Below are 21,227 nucleotides of genomic sequence, written 5' to 3' on the forward strand. Positions count from 1 at the left end.
GATATTTTTCATGCTGTTAATGTATGAGGTGTTACTAGCAAAGTCAACAAGCAAGCCAGTTTAAATAGACATAATGAATAATTATCAGCTCCTAGCTAACATTTAGATAAAATTTACAAATAGTTTATAAATATGAATAGGGATCTGGTATATTTCAGGTATTAGCTAAAAATAACAACAACTAAAATAGTAAGGTTGGCCTGTGGTGTATAGACGCCCTCCATCGCGTTTTGGACTAAATTCTTTAAGTGTAAAGCTGTCGTTGCTTATATCTGCAATTTGTTTAATTGCCGGTGTTTGCGCCGCCGCGCTGATGCTTAAATCTGAAGAAAAACAATTAGTTTTCGAAGAGCATGAAGTACTTAAAAGCTCCACCGAATTACTTATCAGGCAATTTGACGCACTAATCAAAACAAAATCAGCCGTTGCCAAACAGGCTAATAATGTTGTGTCAGAGCAGCTATTTAGTGATAGTTCAGCAATCAATTTATCTAACAAAACCCAGTTACAATTTAATAGCGACGGCACTATACGCAGTGCATCGAGCGACGGCCTTTCAGCCGCATTTCTTCCTCAGCAGCATTATTCTCCTTTTTATAAGCGTTTATTTAATAACTCAGAGTCGTTATGGAAAGTCATTTCACCAACCTTAATTCACGACTTTTTTAATTTTTATATGATCACCAAAGACGATTTCATCCGTGTCTCGCCTCCCAACTGGGCGTTAAACGCACCGGCTGAACTCAGAGGCTCAAATGGTGCAACATTTAAGTATGTACAAAGCGATTTAAACCCCAGCAGAGAACCTGTTTGGTCTAAGGTTTATTACGATAAAGTATGGCATAAATGGGTTATTAGTTTGCTTGTCCCTTTGTATGTTGATAATGAATTTTTAGGGGTGACCGGCAGCGATATAGATTTAAACACGCTGATTTCATTTTTACCTGTGGGCGATAAAGAAAAACATTTACTGGTATTTGATAAAAAAGGCCAACTGCTTGCGCACCCGAGTCTTAACCCAGCGCTACAAGCAAGTTATGGCAGCAAAGATAAAACAATAACAACAAACGAATTTGTTAATCCGCAATTGCAAGCCATTATAAATGAAGCAATTACCATGAAATTACCAGAGTATGCTAATTCGTTTGTACAAAACGATGAAGCACACATTATTAATATTCGTAAAATTGATAAACTAGACTGGTACATTGGGGTTTATAAAAAACGCTCATCAACGCTCTCTGCTCTGCAAGATTTAAAACTGAAGTTTTTTGGCTTGTTTGTGCTTTATGCGGTCTTGGTTGCCTTATTGTTACACCAAGCGCTGTATCAGCTAGTGCTTCGCAGAATTCACACATTAGTACATGCAGTTACTGGCTTTGGTAAAGGGCAATTACTAACCGAATTCCCGCCAGAGAACAAAGACGAAATAGGCACGCTAAACGGCTCATTTAGAGATATGACCGTAGAAATTCGTAAGCTTATAGATGGGTTAAACCAGCGAATTACAGAAAAAGAAATTGCCGAGAAAGCCGCTAATAGGCTCTCTAAAGCCGTTGCCTTCTCAGGAACCGGTGTGGTGATCACCGATGAAAACTTTGTTATAGAATACGTTAATCCCAAAATGCTTGAGATGACAGGCTACCCAGAGAGCCATTTTAACCGCGCGCCGCTGTTGAATATTATCGCATCTGAGATGGCCATTTTGGTTGAAGATATCAATATCGACCTTCGCAGTAGAAACTACTGGCGTGGTGATACCTTGATTCAGGGCAATGATAAACAGCCTATTTGGGTATCGTTAAGTGTTTCTCCTATTCGCGAAGACGGCGGTGAGATCACCAGTTATGTAGCCTCCGCACAAGATATTTCGTTTGTTAAAGAAAGCCAGCGCAAAATGGAGCAGCTTGCGTACTTTGACACGTTAACGGGCTTAGCAAACCGAACCTTTTTTAGAATGCAGCTGCGTAAATCAATGGCTTTGGCTGAGCGCGGCCATTATGCGTTTGCACTTTTTTACTTTGATTTAGATGAATTTAAGCGCATTAACGATACGTTAGGCCATGATGCAGGCGATCAGTTACTAATTGAAGTTGCTAACCGCCTTAAAGCACGCTTACGCGCCGAAGATACAATTGCCCGCCTAGGGGGCGACGAATTTGCTGTATTACTCAGTGGTATTGAAAGCCAAGAGCATGCCAGTGATGTCGCAAATACTATTCAAAAAACACTTAATGTGCCTATAAAGCTTGGCAATAACGAAGTAATAGTCAGCGCTAGTATTGGTATTACAATGGCCCCTTACGATAGCCTAGAAGAAGATCAGCTTTTAAAACATGCTGATTTAGCAATGTATGAGGCAAAAGCAAAAGGGCGTAATACTTACCACTTTTATAGCCAAGAGCTTAACGCGGCTGCCAATGAAAGGCTGTTCATTGAAAACGAATTACGCCATGCAATTAAAGAAAAACAGTTTGAGGTTTATTATCAGCCGCAAATAAATTCATTAACTCAGCACGTTGTAGGCTATGAAGCGCTACTACGCTGGTTCCACCCAGTAGAAGGGCTGATATCGCCGACCAAGTTTATTCCTATTGCTGAGGCAACAGGGCTCATTGTAGAACTCGGTGAGTGGGTATTACAGCAATCGTGCGAGTTTGCCGTGCGTTTAGCGCAAGATGGACGAGATAACAACGTATCTATTAATTTATCGGCACGTCAGTTTAAAGACGCTAATTTAGTGCCCATGCTCAGCAGTATTATTAAACAAACAGGGGTAAGTGCTAAGCGGTTACACTTGGAGCTTACCGAAAGTATGCTAATGGGCAATGTTGAAGCTGCCATTACGCAGTTACACGAACTAAAAGCACTGGGTATTTCAATATCGATTGATGATTTTGGTACTGGCTATTCGTCGCTAAGTTACTTAAAACGATTCCCGGTCGACATATTAAAAATTGACCGCTCGTTTGTAAAAGATATCCCTGCAGATTCTAATGACATGGAAATTACCGCCGCTATTATAGCCATGGCGCAAAAGCTTAAATTAGACGTAGTTGCAGAAGGGGTTGAAACGATTGAACAAGTAGAGTTTTTGCAAAATAATAATTGTTATATTGTGCAAGGGTTTTATTACAGCAAACCGATTGCTGAGAGCGAACTGCCAGCGTTATACAAAAACTTAAACGATACGCCTAACATTGTTAGTAGCAAATAAAAAGTTGCGGGTTTAGCCACCCGCAATTTTTACTTTAAATTTAAGGGTTTCTAAAATCCCTTTTAGTTTTTCGCGATCATCGCCTTGAACTTCAATAATGCCTTCTTTTACCGCGCCACCTTGGCCCATTTTACTTTTTATGGTTTTAGCTAGCTTTTTTAGATCGTGCGCTTTTGGATCTATACCCACAACCAACATCACACCTTTACCTTTTCGCCCCTTAGTTTGGCGCTCTATGCGGATAAAGCCATCTTTAAATAGTTTTGCAGTGGGTTCTTGCTCAACCTTTGGCTGGTTAATTCGGCCCATATCGGTTGAATATACTAAGCGGTTATCACTCATAATTTACCTAAATAAACGTTTTTATTGATGTATTAAATAATAACAAATTTGCTGGCGAGTGTTTTTATTTTTGCTAAATACTTTTAACAGGTTATATTTAGGTCAAAGGAAATATTATTGGAGTTTATAATGAGTTTAACAAAGAGTTTATCGGTTGATGAAAGCACTTTAACGATACAAATTAAAGGCAAATTTGACTTTAATTTAGTGCAATCATTTCGCCAAGCCTATGCCCAAATAGAGCCTAAAACAAATAAAGTGATTATCGATTTAAGAGAGACCGACTACATGGATAGCTCTGCTCTTGGTATGTTGCTTAACATGAAAAAAACCATTGAAAGCCAGGTACAAACAATAGAGATCAGTAATTGTCAGCCTCAGCTTAAAAAAATACTGCAAATATCACGTTTTGATAAGAAGTTTGATATTAACTAATGACCCACGTACTTATTGTTGACGATCAGGCGCTTAATCGCATCCTGCTCGAAAAAATGCTGCTCGAAGAAAACTATAAAATATCAATTGCGTTTAACGGCCTAGAAGCACTCGAGGTGTTAGAAAAAGAAGCGATTGATATTGTTCTACTCGATGTACTTATGCCGGTAATGGATGGCTTTGAAGCTGCAAAGCTGATAAAGCAGCGATACAACGACGTTTATCTACCCATTATTTTTATTACTTCGCTTGAAGATCAAAGCAGCTTTGAGCGTTGTTTAGAAGTAGGCGGGGATGACTTTATTCAAAAGCCGTTTGAAAAAGTAATTTTAAACGCAAAAATTAAAGCGCACAGCCGTACGCGCGAATTAAGTAAAAAAGCCCATCAACAAAACACCTTACTTGAGTATCATCGCAATCAAATAGAGCGCGAGCACGAAATAATTGAGCACATTTTTAATAACTCGCTCGAAAACCAAGATAAGTTTAAGGACCATTTAGACTTTAGCCTTTCTCCTGCTTCTATGTTTAACGGTGACATGTTTTTAGTCGCGCAAAGCCCAATAGGCAATTTATATTGCATGTTGGGTGATTTTACCGGGCATGGGTTAGCGGCCGCGATTGGAGCATTACCTGCATCACGGGTGTTTTACACTATGGTGCAAAAAGGCATGGCTGTTAACGATATCGCCTCTGAGATAAATATATTACTGCATAATTTACTGCCAGAGCACATGTTTTGCGCGGCGACTATTATTGAACTCAGTGCCTCGGGCAAAAGTATTTCAGCCTGGCTTGGTGGCTTACCAGATGCGTACTTAATAAATACCGATGGTGAAGTAAAGCAAACGCTTGAGTCGCAACACATGGCGCTGGGGATTTTAGACAGCGATGAATTTGAATATGAACTAATTAATTTAGAAGTTGATAAAAACACCCGCTTGGTGCTTTCAACCGATGGCATAATAGAAACTAACAACGACGCCGATATTTTTTACGGTGAGCAGCGCTTTTTAGCAGCACTTAAAAGCAAGCCGATGATCAGCAGTCAGCGTGTTATAGATAATGTAAATACCTTTGCCAATGGCAGTGAGCAATTAGACGACTTAAGCTTAGTGCTGCTTAATTGTTTGCCGCTAACCCCAGAGCCTGAGGCCAAAGAGGCGTATTCTAATTTGGCATTTAACTTTTCACTTAGCTTGAACGCGCAGCAAATTAAATGCACAGACCCTGTGTATGATGTTGTTAATGTATTAAGCAGTGTTGAGGGGCTTAGGTCGCATCGCTCAAATATATTTTTATTGCTCTCTGAGGCGTATAACAATGCACTTGATCACGGCGTGTTAGGCCTTGATTCAGACATAAAAAAACAAGACGATGGCTTTTTTAAATACTATGAATTAAGAGAGCATGCACTGAGTAAAATGAAAGAGGCGATGATTATTATTGATATGCGTTATTGCCCAGATACCTTGTGCTTGTACTTTATTATTTGTGACTCGGGTAGGGGGTTCTCAAGTGACTCTTCTACACGTACCGAACTCAACGCAGAGTTTGGCCGTGGCTTATCGTTACTCGAAGAAGTGGCAGAAAAAGTCACGTATAACGCAAGTGGTAACCAAGTCGAAATGTGTTACAAGTTGCTATAGCTCAGAAAAAATTTCCATGTTATTATCTAGAAAATTTTAGATGTATGGATGGCCAAATGATTTCTTCTTACCTTGATATTGCGCAATTAAATATAGACCCAGAATTAGTTGCCAAAGAGCTAGAGCAGCTAGAACAGTATATTGCTGCAAGCGCGCTGCCGTCTGTACGTTGGGAATATCAAATTCCTGAACTCGGTGAAGGCGGTGCGTGTAGTTTGTTTGGTTATTTACAAGATGAGCCATTTAAACTTACTGATCACGTGAGCGCGACTTCTCAAAACGAGCAAAAACTAGCAAACCTACAAAATATAGTTAATTACATAGAGCAGCAAACACAGGTCGATTGGTATGGTATTTATCAAGCGGTTGACACTGCTCAGGGTCCGCAATTATTAAAGCTGGCGTATCAAGGTGCGCCAAGCCGTCCACTGTTTCCTCTTACTGAAGCATTTGCAGCAGGCAGCAATAATGTACAAGTTGCATTGTCTAAGCGCGGGCGTGTAATTAACAACGTAGAAAACTATTTAGCACAAGGTGGCGAGTATTATACGTGCGACCCTAAAGTGAAAGCTGAAACCTGTTTACCCTTATTTAATGAGCAACATGAATGCGTCGGTATTATAGATGCAGAGGCATTTAGTAACGACTTTTTTGATAGCCGTACACTGGCTGTATTAGTTGCGTGCTGCATTAAAATTCCTCACTTTCTAGTGTAAATATCACTAGCCAAGAAGGTAAGCTTTTATGTTAAGCTTACTACAACAGCCAACCCCTAATTAATGATAAGAGATAGCTAATGTTCTCAGAATTAAAACCATTACCAACAGATCCTATTCTTGGCCTTATGGCAGCCTATAAACAAGATACAAACCCTAACAAGATTGATTTAGGTGTAGGTGTCTATAAAGATGAGCAAGGCAACACACCGGTATTAAAAGCGGTAAAAAAAGCTGAAGCATTTCGTTTAGAAAACGAAACAAGCAAATCTTACATTGGTTTAGCGGGTAACTTAGACTACTGTCAAAAAATGGAAAACCTATTACTAGGTGAGCACCAAGCACTTTTAGCAAACCGCGTACGTACTGCTCAAGCACCAGGTGGTACAGGTGCACTTCGCGTTGCGGCTGAATTTGTTAAGCGTTGCAATAAAGACGCAACAGTGTGGGTAACTACGCCAACATGGGCAAACCACATTAGCTTGTTTGAAGCTGCTGGTTTAAATGTTAAAGAATACCCGTACTACGATTACGAAAACAAAGATTTATTGTTCGACGACATGATAAACACCCTTAAGCAAGTACCAAAAGGGGATATTGTGCTACTTCATGCTTGTTGTCATAACCCAAGTGGTATGGACTTAAACGAGACACAGTGGAACACAGTTGCTCAGCTTGCAAAAGAAGTTGGTTTTACACCACTTATTGATATTGCTTACCAAGGCTTTGGCTCGTCACTTGAAGAAGATGCACGTGGACTACGTATTTTAGCTGATGCAGTAGAAGAGCTAATTATTTGTTCATCATGTTCTAAAAACTTTGGTTTATATCGTGAGCGTATTGGTGCGTGTTCAATTATTGCAAAAGACACTGCAACCGCTGATATTTCAAATTCAGTGCTATTAAGTGTTGTTCGTAGTATTTACTCTATGCCTCCAGCGCACGGTGCTGACATTGTAAACACTATTTTAAGCAGCACAGAGCTTACACAAATGTGGCACAGTGAGCTTGATGAAATGCGTAATCGTATTAATGGTTTACGTAGCTTAATTAAAGAAAGCTTAGCAGCAAAAGAGATAGAGCAAGACTTTTCGTTTATTGAACGTCAACACGGTATGTTTTCTTTCTTAGGTATTAATAAAGAGCAAATTGCGCGCCTACAAAAAGAATACGGTATTTACATTGTTGGTTCTAGCCGCGTAAATGTAGCGGGTATTAGTGATACTAACATTGAGTATTTCGCAAACGCCGTTGCTGACGTTTGTAAATAACGCTTTTACTTAGCAGTAATAAAAAACCGCCCAGCCTAAACTTTAGGCTGGGCGGTTTTTTTAGCTGTTATTTATACCAATTAGCTAATACCAATCTGCAATGATACTTAATTATTTTGCGGGGCTAAACGTGTCGCTACCTGCGTTAAAAAGCTCTCATTTAGAACACCTAAATAGCGAATTTTTTGCCGAACTATCAACACGTTTATCCTCCCTCAAAGTAGATCACTTAATTAAGCGAATTGGTATAACTATAATTACAGCACTATTCGTTATCGATTAAGTCTTCTACGCCTACAATCAGCCATGGAGCATCTGAGGTGGTAGCACGCTCAAGGTGCCAAATCTCTAAAATAGGCTCTTCTTTTTTATCGTCTAAGTCGCGGTATTTGCCTTTAAATTGCACACTTACTTGCCACGAATTTGCTGTTGTTTCAGCGCGCACAAGCTCGGCATCAATAAACATCACCTCAGTCGCTACCCGTTCAATCGCTTCGCGCTCAGTTTTAAACTCTTGAGCTAACGATGGGCTTAAATACTCAGCCATCGTGGCGTAATCAGCATTATTCCAAGCAGTTTGCATAGTGTGATAGTGGCTACGTGCGCCTTGTAAAAAGCCATTTACGTCAAAATTAGGGGGTAAATTGAAAGGCACTTGCTCAGTGTGTGCGCTTTGCTGGGTAAAACCACTGCTGGTAGGTTGCTCTGCGGCAGTTTGCTTAAAAGCAGAGTGCCCCGTAGCGTGTGTACCGGCTAATTGCGGGGAGTGGCGAACGCGCATAAACCCCGTAATAAGTTTAAACAAAATAAAGGCAACGCCTGCTAATAAAATAATTTCTAATAGCTGCATGCCCTCAAAGTTATCTCCTAGCATAGCGGCAATTAAACCGCCGGCTAACAATCCGCCTAATACGCCGGCCATAATGCCTTTTTTACTGCTTTTTGTCTTGGCTGCAGGTGCTGTGGTATCGGCTTTTTGCTTTTGTGTGGTTTGTTGTGTTGCTGGGGTTGTACCGCGTTTACTACTACCAAACTTTTTGCGTGCGTGTGCATCAAAACTTGCTGTACACAGTAGTGCAAGTAATGAAAATATAACGATGATGTTCTTCATGTAATTCCCTAAGTTAAACTGAGCGGTGAGTATAATTAACTTTTCAGTAAAAATTAATAATTACATTTAAAATCAATTGTTTTGGATGAAAAGTGAGCGCTGAATAGGCACAAAAAAACCGCTCAGTGTTACTCAGCGGTTTTTAGTCGTTAAGCGCTAGTTACAGCCAGCGAATGGCATTGGTAACCCGTTCGTTGTACACATTAATTGGCGCGCCGGTATTAGCCACTAAAATAGTATCGGCTTTGTCGCCTCGATTAATATGACCTGCAAAGCGCGCATCATGAAAATCATCTTCGCCAAACCCAAACGACTTATTCTCAGAAGGAACAATAAAGACCGTCATGGGGCCAAAGTCCGACTCAAAAATTAAGTGCAGACCTTTTTCACCTTTAAAGTCGCAAAACATCGCATAAGTAATTTTACCTGGCAGCTCTTCTATATGAGCGCCTAGCAGTGCAAGCTTATCGTTAACGCTTTGTAGGCTAATAGCATTGGTTTTTTCAAGGGCGGTAATTTCATGGTAAACATGGGTTAAAGCATGTTCGCCTGCTTCATGGGCAATGTGTTGCTCTGTGCTAAAAAAGAATGCGCCAATAGCTACAAAAAAAGACGCGGCTAGGGCTAAGTGAACACGGTCAAACTTAAAACGTGAGCGTGCATCTACAACGTTATCCCCAGTTGCTTGCTCTTCTTGCATTGCTTTTTCTTTTAACGAGGTGTTTAAAAGAATACGCTCAGCAAGGTTGTCAGGCACAGGCACATCTAACGCATCTTGAATTTGTTTATCAAAGTCTTTCATATCGCTTATAAAGTTTTGTCGCTCAGAGCTCTCTTTAGCAAACTCTAAAAGCTCCTTATCTAAATCGTTTGGCTGCGCAATAGTGCGTCGACGAAACTCAAGTTCATCCATTATTTTGATGCCCCTTTAAGTTGTTCATCATCACGGCTTAAAGTCTCTTTAAGTTGGTTTCTGGCACGGTATAAACGAGTCATAACCGTGTTTTTATTTAAATCGAGAATCTCTGCTATTTCTTCACCAGAGCACCCCATAACAACTTGCAGAAGTAAGGGTTCTCTGTATTCATCAGATAGCAGCGCAATTTGGCGTTGGATAACCGTTTGCTCCATTTCATCATCTAACGAATGGCTGGTTTCATCGACAAGTGTATCGTTTTCTACATCGCTGTAGTCAAACTGCTTGCGCTCAAAGCGACGTGCATTTTCTCTGCGCAAAATAGTCAGCAGCCACGGCTTGGCGGCTTTTTGATCCAATAATGAGTCAAGCGAGCGCCAAGCACGTAAAAACGTTTCTTGTACTAGGTCATCTGCAATATGTGGGTCACGGCATAACCAATAAGCAAAGCGATAAAGCTCCTTATTATATACATGGACCAAGGCTTCATAGCGCTTTTGTTTCTCTGCCATATCAACTAAGACCTGATTATTTGATTTTTTCTTTCCAAGCATAAGTACTTTTTTAATTAAAATTTATTATTTAATGCATGAAAAGACCTAAATTTATCAAACTAGTTAATAAAGGTCTTTTAATACAGCTTGTTGCGACTTTGTACGTTGAACTTGGTGCTGCTCAATTATGTTAATAATAGCATTAAGATCGACATCTGCACTGCTATTTGCATAAAGAGCTGACTGTAAACGGTTAACCTGCGTCGCCAGTTCATCATTATTGATGTTGTGTATTAACGTATCTATCGCAGCCACCTTTTTGCCCGTAAGCTTAATCGCTACCTCATTTAGTTCGCTATAAAATGCATTGAGATTATTTGATTTAGCTGCACTTTTAAGCGCGTTTAATGAAAGCGTTTGGGCTTTATTTACAGATACACTGTTATTTTTTTGCTCATTATTAGTAGAACGGCTTAACCAATAAAAAATTGCAGTGATTATCCAAAAAATATACCCAAGCACGGCAATAATAATTAACCAAAGCGGAATAACATTTTGCGGCGCGGCTATTGTTGTATTGGGCTGCTGTGTATTACTTACTTTATTAGCAGGCAAAGTTGGCTCACCTGTATTAAGGTTGTCGTTTGCAATAGCACCTGGGTTTATAGCATTGGCGCTAGGAGTTACCGTTATAGTGCGCTCAGGCAATGTAGCGTAGCTAATGCGGTTCATTTTGGTGTTATACCAAGGCAGTGTTATTTCTGGGAGGGTGTAGGAGCCCGCTTTTTGTGGTAATAACGCAAATGACGCTGTTTGCTGAGATACAACCCGTCCGTTTCTTACGGCATTGTTTGTTTCTACATCATCGGGGTAACTGCGAATTCCCGCAATGGTTTTCATATCAATTTCGGGCAGTTGCTCTTTAGTAACCCCTAACGCGGTTAAGGTAATAGTGCGTGTAATAGGCGTGCCAACTTCTACTGTATTTTCATCAGGCTGCCACTGCTCATCAATATTAACTAACTCACTGGGTAGCCATGCGCCTTTATAGTTTGCCGGAATAGGTTTTATCTCAAGTTGCTGATCATCCCCTAAAGCCGACACTTCTAATTGGCGGTAATTTTGCTGTACACGGCCTTGAAACGTAGGACCAACAATGGTGTATACACCACTTTTTTGCGGCTGTAGTAAGTATTCTCGGGTGATCACTAAATAACGTTTACCATCTACAAGCTCATAGCTTTCGGTTTGTTTACCTAATTGAGTAAGCTGTGCATCTTGCATACTGGGCGTACTTAGGCTGCCATCAAGCAGCTCTTTTGCTAGGTAGAGTTTAATCGTATATACGCCAGCTTCTTGAACAAACAACGAGTCACTTGAGAGCGATGTTTTTAAAAAAATATCGTTATTTTTATCAGCATCGGCAGCGCGCTTTGCCACTTTTAATTTTATTGGCTGCGAGCTTAAACCGGCCACGTTAAAAGCCGGAATGGTGTATTCACCTTCATTACGGGTCATTAACTTAACAGACCAGGTTGTTTGCTTGTTAATGCTGCCATTTATAATGTTGGTACGCGTGCTTAAACTTGTTGGCCCAACTACAAAGTCTTTAAGTAACACCGAAGTGTCGGGTTGCTCGCTTTTTATTGTGTCGTCCACTGAAATGTTAAGCATAAAAAATTCGCCAGCAAGGACTGGGTTTTTATCTACACTTGCCTCTAATTTGGTGGCGGCCCATGATGGCATCGCACTTAATAGCAATAAACAGCAAAATAATCGCATTACCATGATTTTTCTACTCCTGTAGGGCGACGTTGATATTGTCTTTTTTGGGCTTCTAATTGCATTTTATTCCGTAATAAAATTGCCGGATCGTCCGGTACTTTTCTTAATAACTGGTTAAGCTGCTGGGCTTTTTCTTTCTCTTCGTTGGTGAGCTCACGCGTTTGTGCTTGCGCGGCTTGTTGTTGAGCGTTTTGCTTTTGCTCATCTGTTAACGTTTGCTGCTGCGCTGTTTGCGGCTGAGCATTTTCAGCTTGTTCTTCGTTTGTTTGCTCAGGCTGTTTTTGCTCTTGGTTAGTTTGTGGCTGAGTTTGTAGTTCTGGCTCATTTTGTTTATCTGATTGTGAACCCGACTCAGCACTTTGTTGGTCTTGCTCAGTGTCAGACTCATCACTTGGCTCACCTTGCTGCTCTTGTGATTGCTCGCCTTGACTTTGCTCTGATTGAGAATCGCTATTTTCACTTTGTTGGCTTTGATCTGATTGCTGATTGTTTTGTTGCTCACTTTGATCAGATTGTTGCTGATTATCTTGCGAATCACCCTCTTGCTGTTGCTGCTGTTGCTCGAGCAATTGCTCAACCAAAGCTTGGTTATCAGCGGCTTCGCTAAAGTTAGGTTGTAACGTTTGTGCTTGTTTGTAAGCATCTATGGCTTGTTCTAGCTGTCCTGATTTGGCAAGCGCGTTGGCATAGTTATAAAAACCAGTGGCTGATTTATCATTACTAAAGGCTTCTAGTGCGGCATCAAAATTACCTTGTTGGTACAATGCAGACCCTTTTAAGCTGCTTGAGTCGGCATTGGCGGCCCGTTCAAAATCTTTATTTTTATAAGCATCAAGCGCTTGCTGATCAGTGTTTTTTAAAAAAGAGGGGAGCTCTAATGCACTTGCCTGTTGGGTTGGCAAAACGCTGAGTACTAAAAAGGCCCCTACAAATGCTGCACTTCTAAATAAATAAAGGCCTAAGGGCAGTAAAATAAGTAACCCATATATACCTGCGTCTATGCGCCACAGGGCATGGCTTTGTTTTTCATCTTTTAATAACTCACTGTTGGCACTTGGTGCAAAAGTGGCTATGTCACTGCTGCTTGGTTGGTAAAGGGCAAACTTTCCACCACTGCGGGTCGCTAGGCTTTTTAAGCGGCTTATGTTAATGGTGGGGATGACTATTTGACCGTAGCTGTCTTTTAAAAAACCGCCTTCAGGTAATTTAATAGGAGCGCCTTGCTCTGTGCCTACGCCATAAATATTTAGCCGATAAGAAGAATTACTGGTAAAGCTAGTAATATCGCTTTGCTCTTCTTGGTCTATGCCATCGGTGACTAATATTATATCGCCATCAATATAGCCTGCTTGCGTTAAAAGCTCTTTTGCCATATCAAGGCCAGCTAAAACATTAGAGCCTTTGTCGGGCATAATGTCGGGGCTTAAACTCGGAATTAAATTAGTAAGCGTAGTGGCATCGTTTGTAAGTGGCGAGATAGTAAATGCACTACCGGCATAGGCAACTAAAGCGGTGTCGCCTTCTTTAAATAGCTCAATCATATCGAGTGCTTTAAAGCGTGATTGCATTAAACGATTTGGTGCTATATCGGTACTGTACATTGAGTACGACATATCCATTACAATCACACGGGCACTTTTACTTTGAAATACAGGGACCTGTTTTTCTTCAAAACTAGGGCCTGCACTAAAAATAATAGCTAAACAGCAAAATACAGCGACCAGCCAAAGTGGTTGGCTGGCTTTAGTGTTTGACTCGTTCATAATAAACGGCGCCAAATGAGGGGCAATTAGGTTATCTGCGCTTTGTTTTTTATGCTTAATAAAGGCTATAAAAAACAACGCAAGTGCAGGTATTAAAAGCCACAAAACAGCGGGACGAATAAATGTAAAGTCCATTAGTTAGGCTCCTTTAATGCACGTAAGGTGCTTAACATTACTTTTAAACTAATGAGTAAAATAGCAATAAGTAGTGGGTAGTAAAACAATGAGCTTTGCGGTCGAAATGTTTGCTCATCTGCGCTAATTGGCTCTAACTTATCAAGCTCTGCGTAAATTTGCTGAAGGCCAGCAACATCTTTGGCTCTAAAATATAACCCACCGGTTTGTTCGGCAATGTCTTTTAACAAGCTTTCATCTAAGCTGCCCCCACTCATACCACCCATATTAAATAGGCTAAATCCACGGGGGTTATCTGAGCCAACACCTATGGTATATACTTTTATGCCTTCCTCGCGGGCAAGGAGTAGGGCATCTTCAGGTTTTAAATTACCTGCTGTGTTTTGGCCATCGGTTAATAGCACCACAATACGGTTACTTTTATCTTTGTTGGCAAAACGCTTTACCGATAAACCTAGCGCATCGCCAATAGCAGTGGCACGCCCAACTAAGCCAATTTGAGACTCGCTGAGCATTTTACTTACGGTTTTAACATCGCGAGTCAGTGGCGTTTGTAAAAATGCGGTGTCGCCAAATAATATCAGGCCTAACCTGTCACCTTGGCGCTGCTCTATAAAGTCACTCAATACCGCCTTTACCATAGTGAGGCGATCAACATATTGGCCGTTGTAAGCCATGTCTTGTTCGGTCATTGAGCCAGATAAATCGACCGCAAGCATTATATCGCGCCCTTCGTTTGGTAATGAAATGGGGTCGTCTAACCATGTCGGGTTGGCTGCAGCAGTGACCAGTAATAGCCAAAGTAGCCATTCAAAAATAGTTAATTTACGTGCGCTTTTTTCAAGGCTTTGGCTGGCTAAGTTATGTTTGGCAAAGCTTGGAATACGTAACCGGGTATGTGCGTTACTGGCAGCAGGTTTTAATAATAAAAGTAATAAGGGCAGAGGTAGTAATAAAAACAACCATGGCCAGCTAAATTCAAACATGTACTGGCTCCTTTAGTTTAAATTGCTTTATGCCTTGGCGTAATTTTTCGTTAAGCGCGTCATTGGTTTGCTGCGCATTATACAGGCTTAAAAGCTCATGCTCGGTAAAGCTTAAACCGGTTAAGGTATTAAGTGTGTTACACCAGTTAGCTGTTGATTGCGTTGCTAGGCGTTTATCGTAATACTCTATTACTAAGCGCTTTAAAATAATATGAAGTGTTTGCGCGCTTTGCTCGTTGTGGCTTAAATCGATTGCGTAGCGCTTAGGCTTTTTAAATTTATAATTTTTGTAAAACCAAAAAGCAGCTGCACAGATTGCTATGAACAGCAGGGTAATAATAACCCACCAAGCAGGGGCGAGTGGCCACCAACTAACTTGGCTTGGCGCTATTATATCGTGCAGGCCATCGAGTGGATTGGTTTGCATGGTTATTTTCTCACTAATTGCAGCTCAAGCGGGCTCGCTGCATTGAATGATATTAAGTTAAGACCCGATTTAGTTAAGCGATTTAGACGTGTGCTAAATGCTTGCTCGGCGTTTTTTGCAAAGCGTTCTCTAAAGCTTTTATCCATAAGCGGTAGCGCAAAATCTTGGCCGTTGGCATTAACAGTGACAGCGTTTTTAAACGCGGGGAGCGTATGTTCAAACGGATCACTTATATGACAGCCTATCAGCTCACAGTGGCGGCTTAATATTTCTAATTGTTTAAAGCTTGCATCATCTAAGGCATTAAAGTCAGAGACTAAATACACTAAGCTGCCAGGTTTAGCTAAGTGGTTAAGCCGTTTTAAATTATCGCTAAAGTTATTGGTTGCTTGTTTATCTATATTGTTAAGTGCTTGCTGGTGGCTGTCGCATAGATTATGACACAGCTTTAATACCGCTTTTTCGCGGGCGCTGGGCTTTAGTTCTAAATGCGAGTGTTGATTAAACACAATACCGCCAATTCTATCTCCGCGTTGACACGCCGACCACGCAACTAGCGCGCTAATGTGCGCAGCCTGTACCGACTTAAGCAGCAGCTTTGAGCCAAATAGCATAGAGTTTGAAAAATCAGTAAATACAAAAACTGGGCGCTCTTTTTCTTCTTGAAAAAGCTTTGTATGGGTTTCGCCGGTACGCGCTGTTACTCGCCAATCAATAGAGCGAATGTCATCACCTTGCTGGTAATGACGCACTTCGGCAAACTCCATACCTCGGCCTTTATGGGGCGCAAGGTATTGCCCAGTTAAACTGTTTTTAATTTTAACTTTAGGTGCCAGCTCTAATAACTGTGCTTTAGCTTTGTAATACAGCAGTTCTTTTAGCGCTAAATTTACACCGTGGCTGTGGCTTTCTTTTAGCCACGCCTTTGAGTCTAATTGTGTTTGCATAACTTAGGGTACGGCTACAAGTTTAACAATGCGGCTTATAACCTGATCTTTAGTAATGCCATCAGCCTGTGCTTCGTAGCTTAAAATAATACGATGGCGCAGTACATTATGTACAACGGCTTGAATGTCGTCGGGTGCTACAAAATCGCGGCCATGTAACCAAGCGTGGGCACGGGCACATTTATCAAGTGCAATGGTGGCACGCGGGCTTGCGCCAAACTCAATCCAACGGCCAAGTTGCTCATCAAACTTAGCTCCTTCACGAGTGGCAATAATAAGCTGTACTAAATATTGTTCAAGCGGCTCGGCTAAATACAAGCCTAAAATAGCTTGGCGAGCGGCAAATAAATCGCTTTGGGTAATTTGTTGCATAACCGCTTGTTGTTCATTAAGTGCTTCACCACGGGTTAATCGCAGTATGTCTAGCTCGTGCTCTGCACCTGGGTAATCAATGCTTAAATGTAATAAAAAACGGTCTAATTGTGCCTCTGGCAGCGGGTAAGTCCCTTCTTGCTCCAGCGGGTTTTGGGTAGCCATTACCATAAACAAATCGCTTAGCGGGTAGGTGTTTTTGCCTACCGTTACTTGGCGCTCTGCCATGGCTTCTAGTAGTGCTGATTGTACTTTTGCTGGGGCACGGTTTATTTCATCGGCTAAAATAAGGTTATGAAATAAAGGGCCTTTCTCAAACACAAACTCGCTGGTTTGTTGGCGGTAAATATCGGTGCCGGTTACATCGGCAGGTAATAAGTCGGGCGTAAACTGTACGCGCTGGAACGAGCCTTCAATACCTTTAGCAAGGGCGTTAACAGCACGGGTTTTTGCAAGCCCTGGTGGGCCTTCTACTAATAGATGGCCATCCGCTAAAATGGCAATAAGGAGTGCTTGAGTAAGCTCTGGCTGGCCAATAATTTGTGTATCTAAGTACGTTTTTAATTGTTTGAATGCGTTAGCTGCCATAATAAATAGACTTCCTCGTCAGCTGGGTTTGTACCTAATTTATTTTAGGTGATTAATACTGACCTAGTTATAAGGTTTATAAGTGAGTAACTCAAGAGTTAGACTGTATTTTTAAAAATAGTTCGTTATTTTTTAACGGTTTTTAGCGTACCACAAAACTTTGTAAAAACGCGTAAAAAAGCCTATTGTGGTAGTCAATATTAAGCACTATGTATATATCTACCTTTAGTGCTTTTGTATAAATTTGTGTTTATCTATTGGCTTTAGCACACGGGTTGTTTAGAATCGAGGAAAACAAACAGGTCAGACCTGTCAGCGGGAGAGCATAAATGTCTGAGCAAAACATACTAAAAACACCAAAAGGCGACCGTATTGCCATCGTTAGCGGCTTACGTACTCCTTTTGCAAAACAAGCAACAGCGTTTCACCATGTACCAGCCCTTGATATGGGTAAGTTGGTGGTTAACGAAATGCTTGAACGATTAAATTTCGACAAGTCAGAAATCGATCAACTTGTATTTGGTCAAGTAGTACAAATGCCAGAAGCGCCAAATATTGCACGTGAAATTGTTTTAGGTACGGGTATGCCAGTAGGCGTAGACGCGTATTCAGTATCGCGTGCGTGTGCTACCAGCTTTCAGGCCATTGCTAATGTAGCTGAATCTATTATGGCAGGCTCTGTAAATGTAGGTATTGCCGGTGGCGCCGATTCATCTTCAGTATTACCTATTGGCGTAAGTAAAAAATTGGCAGGTAGCTTAGTTGATTTAAACAAAGCACGTACCTTAGGCCAGCGTTTACAAATATTCTCAAAACTGCGTTTAAAAGATTTATTACCAGTACCGCCTGCGGTTGCTGAATACTCAACAGGCCTTTCAATGGGGCAAACTGCTGAGCAAATGGCTAAAACACATAACATAAGCCGTGAAGATCAAGATGCACTAGCGCATCGCTCGCATTCACTTGCAACCCAAGCATGGGCCGATGGCAAGTTAAAAGATGAAGTAATGACGGCGCACTTACCGCCATATAAAAGCTTTATTGAAGAAGATAATAACATTCGTAAAAATTCTACAGTTGAAGGCTACGCTAAGCTTAAGCCGGTATTTGACCGCCAACATGGCTCGGTTACTGCTGCAAATGCAACACCATTAACCGATGGTGCAGCTGCCGTTCTGATGATGAGCGAAAGCAAAGCAAAAGCACTAGGCTACGAAATTTTAGGTTATGTACGTAGCTTTGCGTTTTCGGCAATTGGTGTAGAAAAAGACATGCTAATGGGCCCAGCGCATTCAACGCCTATCGCACTTGATAGAGCAGGAATTACACTTGCTGATTTAGATTTAATTGAAATGCACGAAGCTTTTGCATCGCAAACACTTGCCAATATGAAAATGTTTGCATCAGATAAGTTTGCGCAAGAGCAACTTGGTCGTAGCAAAGCAATTGGCGAAATTAACATGGATAAGTTTAACGTTAATGGCGGCTCACTGGCATATGGTCACCCATTTGCAGCAACCGGTGCTCGCTTAATTACGCAAAGCTTACACGAGCTTAAACGTCGTGGTGGCGGTTTAGCATTAACAACAGCGTGTGCTGCTGGTGGTTTAGGTGCAGCCTTTGTATTGGAGAGCGCGTAATGACAGATTCAGTATTTAATTTAACGGTAGATGAAAACAAAATTGCCGTAGTAACCATTGATGTGCCGGGTGAGAAAATGAACACCCTGCGCGACTCATTCGCTGATGACTTAAAAGCTTTACTTGAACAAGCAAAACAAGAGTCAGTAAAGGGGATGGTATTTATAAGTGGTAAAAGCGATAACTTTATCGCGGGCGCTGATGTAAAAATGCTTGATAGCGTGCAAAAGCGTGAAGATGCGTTAGCAATTAGTGAACTTTGTCATCAAGCCTTTTTTGATATGACAAAACTACCTTATACAACAGTAAGTGCAATACATGGTGCTGCGCTTGGTGGTGGTTTAGAGTTTGCTTTAGCGTGTGATTACCGCGTAGGCACAGATAGCGATATGACTAAAGTAGGCCTGCCAGAAGTACAACTTGGTTTATTACCAGGTGGCGGTGGTACGCAGCGTTTAACTAAAATTGTAGGCATTCAAAAAGCACTTGAATGGATGCTAACAGGCAAGCAGATTCGCCCTAAGCAAGCTAAAAAAGCAGGCGTATTAGATGATGTAGTACCACAAAGCGTATTACTAAAAGTCGCTAAAGAATTTGCCGCTAAGAAAAAGCCTGCAGATAAAGAGCCAAAGCTTGATAAAGTAAGCAAATTATTAGAGTCAAACCCGTTTGGCCGCAACTTTATCTTTAAAAAAGCCAAAGAAAACGTCCTTAAAAAAACCGGCGGACATTATCCTGCACCGCTTGCGATTATTAAAGCTGTGCGTGCAAGTGTAGAGCTGGATAAATTAAAAGCATACAAAACAGAAGCTGAAAGCTTTGCAACACTTGTAATGAGTGATGAATCTAAAGCGCTTCGCGGTATTTTCTTTGCAACTACTGAAATGAAAAAAGAGTGGCGCAACGACGATGCGCCAGCAATTAGTAAAACCGCTGTTTTAGGTGGCGGCCTAATGGGTGCCGGTATTGCGCATGTAAGCGCAGTAAAAGCCAAAGTACCTGTACGTATTAAAGATGTAGCAGAGCAGGGCATTAGTAATGCCATGAACTACACCTACAAAATTTTAGATAAGCGCCTTAAACGCCGTATTATGTCTAAAGCTGATATGCAGTTAACAATGAACCGTATTACCGGCACTACAAACTACAGTGGCTTTAAACACATTGATTTAGTAGTAGAAGCTGTATTTGAAGATTTAGCCTTAAAGCAAGGTATGGTTGCCGATATAGAGCAGCAATGCCAAAGCAATACTATTTTTGCAAGTAACACGTCATCACTGCCTATTTCACAAATTGCAGCACAGGCACAGCGCCCTGAAAACGTGATAGGCCTGCATTACTTCTCGCCAGTTGAAAAAATGCCACTCGTGGAGATTATTCCGCACGAAGGGACTTCTCAAGAGACTATTGCGCGCGTAGTTAACTTTGCACGTAAGCAAGGTAAAACGCCTATTGTGGTAAAAGACATGGCAGGTTTTTACGTAAACCGTATTTTAGCGCCTTATGTAAATGAAGCAGCTAATTTAATGCTTGCAGGTGAGCCAATTGAAAAAATTGATGCAGCCCTTGTAGAGTTTGGTTTCCCAGTTGGGCCGCTTGCTTTACTTGATGAAGTAGGGATTGATATAGGCTCTAAAATAGCCCCAATTCTTGAAAAAGAATTAGGCGAGCGTTTTAAAGCGCCAGATGCATTTTCTCGTATGATTGATTCAAAACGCCTAGGCCGTAAAACGGGTCGTGGTTTTTATGAGTACGATAAAAAGAGCAAAAAAGTTGACGAGTCAGTGTATGAGCTATTAGGTGTAACCCCTGCACCGCGTTTAAATAAAAGCGAAATTGCTAAGCGTTGTGTATCACAAATGCTTAACGAAGCCGTGCGTTGTTTAGACGATGGCATTATTGCCAGCCCACGTGATGGCGACATTGGCGCTATATTTGGTATTGGCTTCCCACCGTTTTTAGGTGGACCGTTTAGCTATATGGATAAATTGGGCGCCAGCAAGGTTAGCTCTGAAATGTCTACATTAGCTAATAGCAATGCAAATTTTGCCCCATGCGACACGTTAGTAAGTATGGCTGAATCAGGCGCTAAGTTTTATCAAACGCAGCCTGTTGCAGATGAGCCAAGCCCAGCACCTGTTGCTGAACAAGCAATAGAAGCAGAACCTGCTGATGAGCAACCTCAAGAAGAGAGCGTTGACTCACCAAAGCAAGACTCGTAAACAGCTTGATTAAAAAAACCGCATTATATGCGGTTTTTTTATATCTGCTATTTGTAAATATAGAATTCTAGGGCGCAATAATACCAACCCGCAATAATACTTAATCATTCTGCGGGGCTAAACGTGTCGCTACCTGTGTTAAAAACGTGCATTTATAAAACCTAAATTGTCAGTTTTTATTTAGTTATCGACAGGTTTTTACCCTCAAATA

Annotated in this window: 17 protein-coding genes; 7 read left to right on the forward strand and 10 right to left on the reverse strand. The window is 41.2% G+C overall.

What is annotated here, in order from left to right:
• The first annotated feature begins 202 nt into the window (after positions 1–202).
• The gene (locus CWC04_RS02555; RefSeq protein WP_024031863.1) at positions 203–3,217 is read left to right on the forward strand and encodes a bifunctional diguanylate cyclase/phosphodiesterase; all 3,015 of its coding nucleotides are present in this window, start codon (positions 203–205) and stop codon (positions 3,215–3,217) included.
• Between the two features lie 12 nt (positions 3,218–3,229).
• Here the strand turns inward: CWC04_RS02555 and CWC04_RS02560 are convergent, their stop codons facing one another.
• Positions 3,230–3,559, reverse strand: coding sequence for an SUI1 family translation initiation factor (locus CWC04_RS02560; protein ID WP_138684524.1), 330 nt, complete (start codon positions 3,557–3,559; stop codon positions 3,230–3,232).
• A gap of 129 nt (positions 3,560–3,688) precedes the next feature.
• On the opposite strand from CWC04_RS02560, the gene CWC04_RS02565 reads away from it, so the two are divergent.
• The 4 genes from CWC04_RS02565 (at position 3,689) to CWC04_RS02580 (ending at position 7,630) form a co-directional block, all read left to right on the forward strand.
• On the forward strand, positions 3,689–3,994 hold the full coding sequence (locus CWC04_RS02565; RefSeq protein WP_004587319.1) for an STAS domain-containing protein: 306 nt from the start codon (positions 3,689–3,691) through the stop codon (positions 3,992–3,994).
• On the forward strand, positions 3,994–5,643 hold the full coding sequence (locus CWC04_RS02570; RefSeq protein ID WP_138684525.1) for a fused response regulator/phosphatase: 1,650 nt from the start codon (positions 3,994–3,996) through the stop codon (positions 5,641–5,643). Before CWC04_RS02565 ends, CWC04_RS02570 begins: the two co-directional genes overlap by 1 nt.
• A 56-nt stretch (positions 5,644–5,699) precedes the next feature.
• Positions 5,700–6,359: a GAF domain-containing protein gene (locus CWC04_RS02575; RefSeq protein WP_138684526.1), complete on the forward strand. Its 660-nt coding sequence runs from the start codon at positions 5,700–5,702 to the stop codon at positions 6,357–6,359.
• Between the two features lie 80 nt (positions 6,360–6,439).
• The gene (locus CWC04_RS02580) at positions 6,440–7,630 is read left to right on the forward strand and encodes an amino acid aminotransferase (protein WP_004587316.1); all 1,191 of its coding nucleotides are present in this window, start codon (positions 6,440–6,442) and stop codon (positions 7,628–7,630) included.
• 265 nt (positions 7,631–7,895) lie between these two features.
• Here the strand turns inward: CWC04_RS02580 and CWC04_RS02590 are convergent, their stop codons facing one another.
• From CWC04_RS02590 to CWC04_RS02630, 9 genes are all read right to left on the reverse strand, one after another.
• Complete coding sequence (locus CWC04_RS02590) at positions 7,896–8,741, reverse strand: Tim44 domain-containing protein (protein WP_138684527.1); 846 nt, start codon at positions 8,739–8,741, stop codon at positions 7,896–7,898.
• A 160-nt stretch (positions 8,742–8,901) separates the two neighbouring features.
• Entirely contained in the window at positions 8,902–9,654 is a 753-nt protein-coding gene (locus CWC04_RS02595; RefSeq protein ID WP_024031868.1) for a DUF3379 family protein, read from the reverse strand.
• Positions 9,654–10,211, reverse strand: coding sequence for a sigma-70 family RNA polymerase sigma factor (locus CWC04_RS02600; protein WP_138684528.1), 558 nt, complete (start codon positions 10,209–10,211; stop codon positions 9,654–9,656). Before CWC04_RS02600 ends, CWC04_RS02595 begins: the two co-directional genes overlap by 1 nt.
• A 63-nt stretch (positions 10,212–10,274) precedes the next feature.
• Positions 10,275–11,939 carry a BatD family protein gene (locus CWC04_RS02605; RefSeq protein WP_138684529.1) on the reverse strand — a complete coding sequence of 555 codons (1,665 nt, stop codon included), beginning with the start codon at positions 11,937–11,939 and terminating at the stop codon, positions 10,275–10,277.
• On the reverse strand, positions 11,933–13,834 hold the full coding sequence (locus CWC04_RS02610) for a vWA domain-containing protein (RefSeq protein ID WP_138684530.1): 1,902 nt from the start codon (positions 13,832–13,834) through the stop codon (positions 11,933–11,935). The genes CWC04_RS02605 and CWC04_RS02610 overlap by 7 nt, the downstream gene beginning before the upstream one ends.
• Complete coding sequence (locus CWC04_RS02615; RefSeq protein ID WP_024031872.1) at positions 13,834–14,820, reverse strand: vWA domain-containing protein; 987 nt, start codon at positions 14,818–14,820, stop codon at positions 13,834–13,836. The genes CWC04_RS02610 and CWC04_RS02615 overlap by 1 nt, the downstream gene beginning before the upstream one ends.
• A complete protein-coding gene (locus CWC04_RS02620; protein ID WP_055253030.1) occupies positions 14,813–15,247 on the reverse strand; it encodes a DUF4381 domain-containing protein in 435 nt (144 codons plus the stop codon). The genes CWC04_RS02615 and CWC04_RS02620 overlap by 8 nt, the downstream gene beginning before the upstream one ends.
• A gap of 2 nt (positions 15,248–15,249) precedes the next feature.
• Positions 15,250–16,194: a DUF58 domain-containing protein gene (locus CWC04_RS02625; protein WP_004587308.1), complete on the reverse strand. Its 945-nt coding sequence runs from the start codon at positions 16,192–16,194 to the stop codon at positions 15,250–15,252.
• A gap of 3 nt (positions 16,195–16,197) precedes the next feature.
• Positions 16,198–17,154 carry an AAA family ATPase gene (locus tag CWC04_RS02630; protein WP_138684531.1) on the reverse strand — a complete coding sequence of 319 codons (957 nt, stop codon included), beginning with the start codon at positions 17,152–17,154 and terminating at the stop codon, positions 16,198–16,200.
• A 329-nt stretch (positions 17,155–17,483) separates the two neighbouring features.
• Between CWC04_RS02630 and fadI the strand changes: the two genes are divergently transcribed.
• Positions 17,484–18,794, forward strand: coding sequence for an acetyl-CoA C-acyltransferase FadI (gene fadI, locus CWC04_RS02635; protein ID WP_024031879.1), 1,311 nt, complete (start codon positions 17,484–17,486; stop codon positions 18,792–18,794).
• Positions 18,794–21,016, forward strand: coding sequence for a fatty acid oxidation complex subunit alpha FadJ (gene fadJ, locus CWC04_RS02640; RefSeq protein ID WP_138684532.1), 2,223 nt, complete (start codon positions 18,794–18,796; stop codon positions 21,014–21,016). The genes fadI and fadJ overlap by 1 nt, the downstream gene beginning before the upstream one ends.
• Positions 21,017–21,227 lie beyond the last annotated feature (211 nt).

Origin of the sequence: Pseudoalteromonas sp. S2893 (assembly GCF_005887105.1) — a bacterium.
GTDB lineage: Bacteria > Pseudomonadota > Gammaproteobacteria > Enterobacterales > Alteromonadaceae > Pseudoalteromonas > Pseudoalteromonas atlantica.

Excerpts from the sequence above, each read along its gene's own strand:
- CWC04_RS02560 (WP_138684524.1), bottom strand. The coding sequence starts at position 3,559 with ATGAGTGATAACCGCTTAGTATATTCAACCGATATGGGCCGAATTAAC.
- CWC04_RS02565 (WP_004587319.1), top strand. The coding sequence starts at position 3,689 with ATGAGTTTAACAAAGAGTTTATCGGTTGATGAAAGCACTTTAACGATA.
- CWC04_RS02570 (WP_138684525.1), top strand. The coding sequence starts at position 3,994 with ATGACCCACGTACTTATTGTTGACGATCAGGCGCTTAATCGCATCCTG.
- CWC04_RS02575 (WP_138684526.1), top strand. The coding sequence starts at position 5,700 with ATGATTTCTTCTTACCTTGATATTGCGCAATTAAATATAGACCCAGAA.
- CWC04_RS02580 (WP_004587316.1), top strand. The coding sequence starts at position 6,440 with ATGTTCTCAGAATTAAAACCATTACCAACAGATCCTATTCTTGGCCTT.
- CWC04_RS02590 (WP_138684527.1), bottom strand. The coding sequence starts at position 8,741 with ATGAAGAACATCATCGTTATATTTTCATTACTTGCACTACTGTGTACA.
- CWC04_RS02595 (WP_024031868.1), bottom strand. The coding sequence starts at position 9,654 with ATGGATGAACTTGAGTTTCGTCGACGCACTATTGCGCAGCCAAACGAT.
- CWC04_RS02600 (WP_138684528.1), bottom strand. The coding sequence starts at position 10,211 with ATGCTTGGAAAGAAAAAATCAAATAATCAGGTCTTAGTTGATATGGCA.
- CWC04_RS02605 (WP_138684529.1), bottom strand. The coding sequence starts at position 11,939 with ATGGTAATGCGATTATTTTGCTGTTTATTGCTATTAAGTGCGATGCCA.
- CWC04_RS02610 (WP_138684530.1), bottom strand. The coding sequence starts at position 13,834 with ATGGACTTTACATTTATTCGTCCCGCTGTTTTGTGGCTTTTAATACCT.
- CWC04_RS02615 (WP_024031872.1), bottom strand. The coding sequence starts at position 14,820 with ATGTTTGAATTTAGCTGGCCATGGTTGTTTTTATTACTACCTCTGCCC.
- CWC04_RS02620 (WP_055253030.1), bottom strand. The coding sequence starts at position 15,247 with ATGCAAACCAATCCACTCGATGGCCTGCACGATATAATAGCGCCAAGC.
- CWC04_RS02625 (WP_004587308.1), bottom strand. The coding sequence starts at position 16,194 with ATGCAAACACAATTAGACTCAAAGGCGTGGCTAAAAGAAAGCCACAGC.
- CWC04_RS02630 (WP_138684531.1), bottom strand. The coding sequence starts at position 17,154 with ATGGCAGCTAACGCATTCAAACAATTAAAAACGTACTTAGATACACAA.
- fadI (WP_024031879.1), top strand. The coding sequence starts at position 17,484 with ATGTCTGAGCAAAACATACTAAAAACACCAAAAGGCGACCGTATTGCC.
- fadJ (WP_138684532.1), top strand. The coding sequence starts at position 18,794 with ATGACAGATTCAGTATTTAATTTAACGGTAGATGAAAACAAAATTGCC.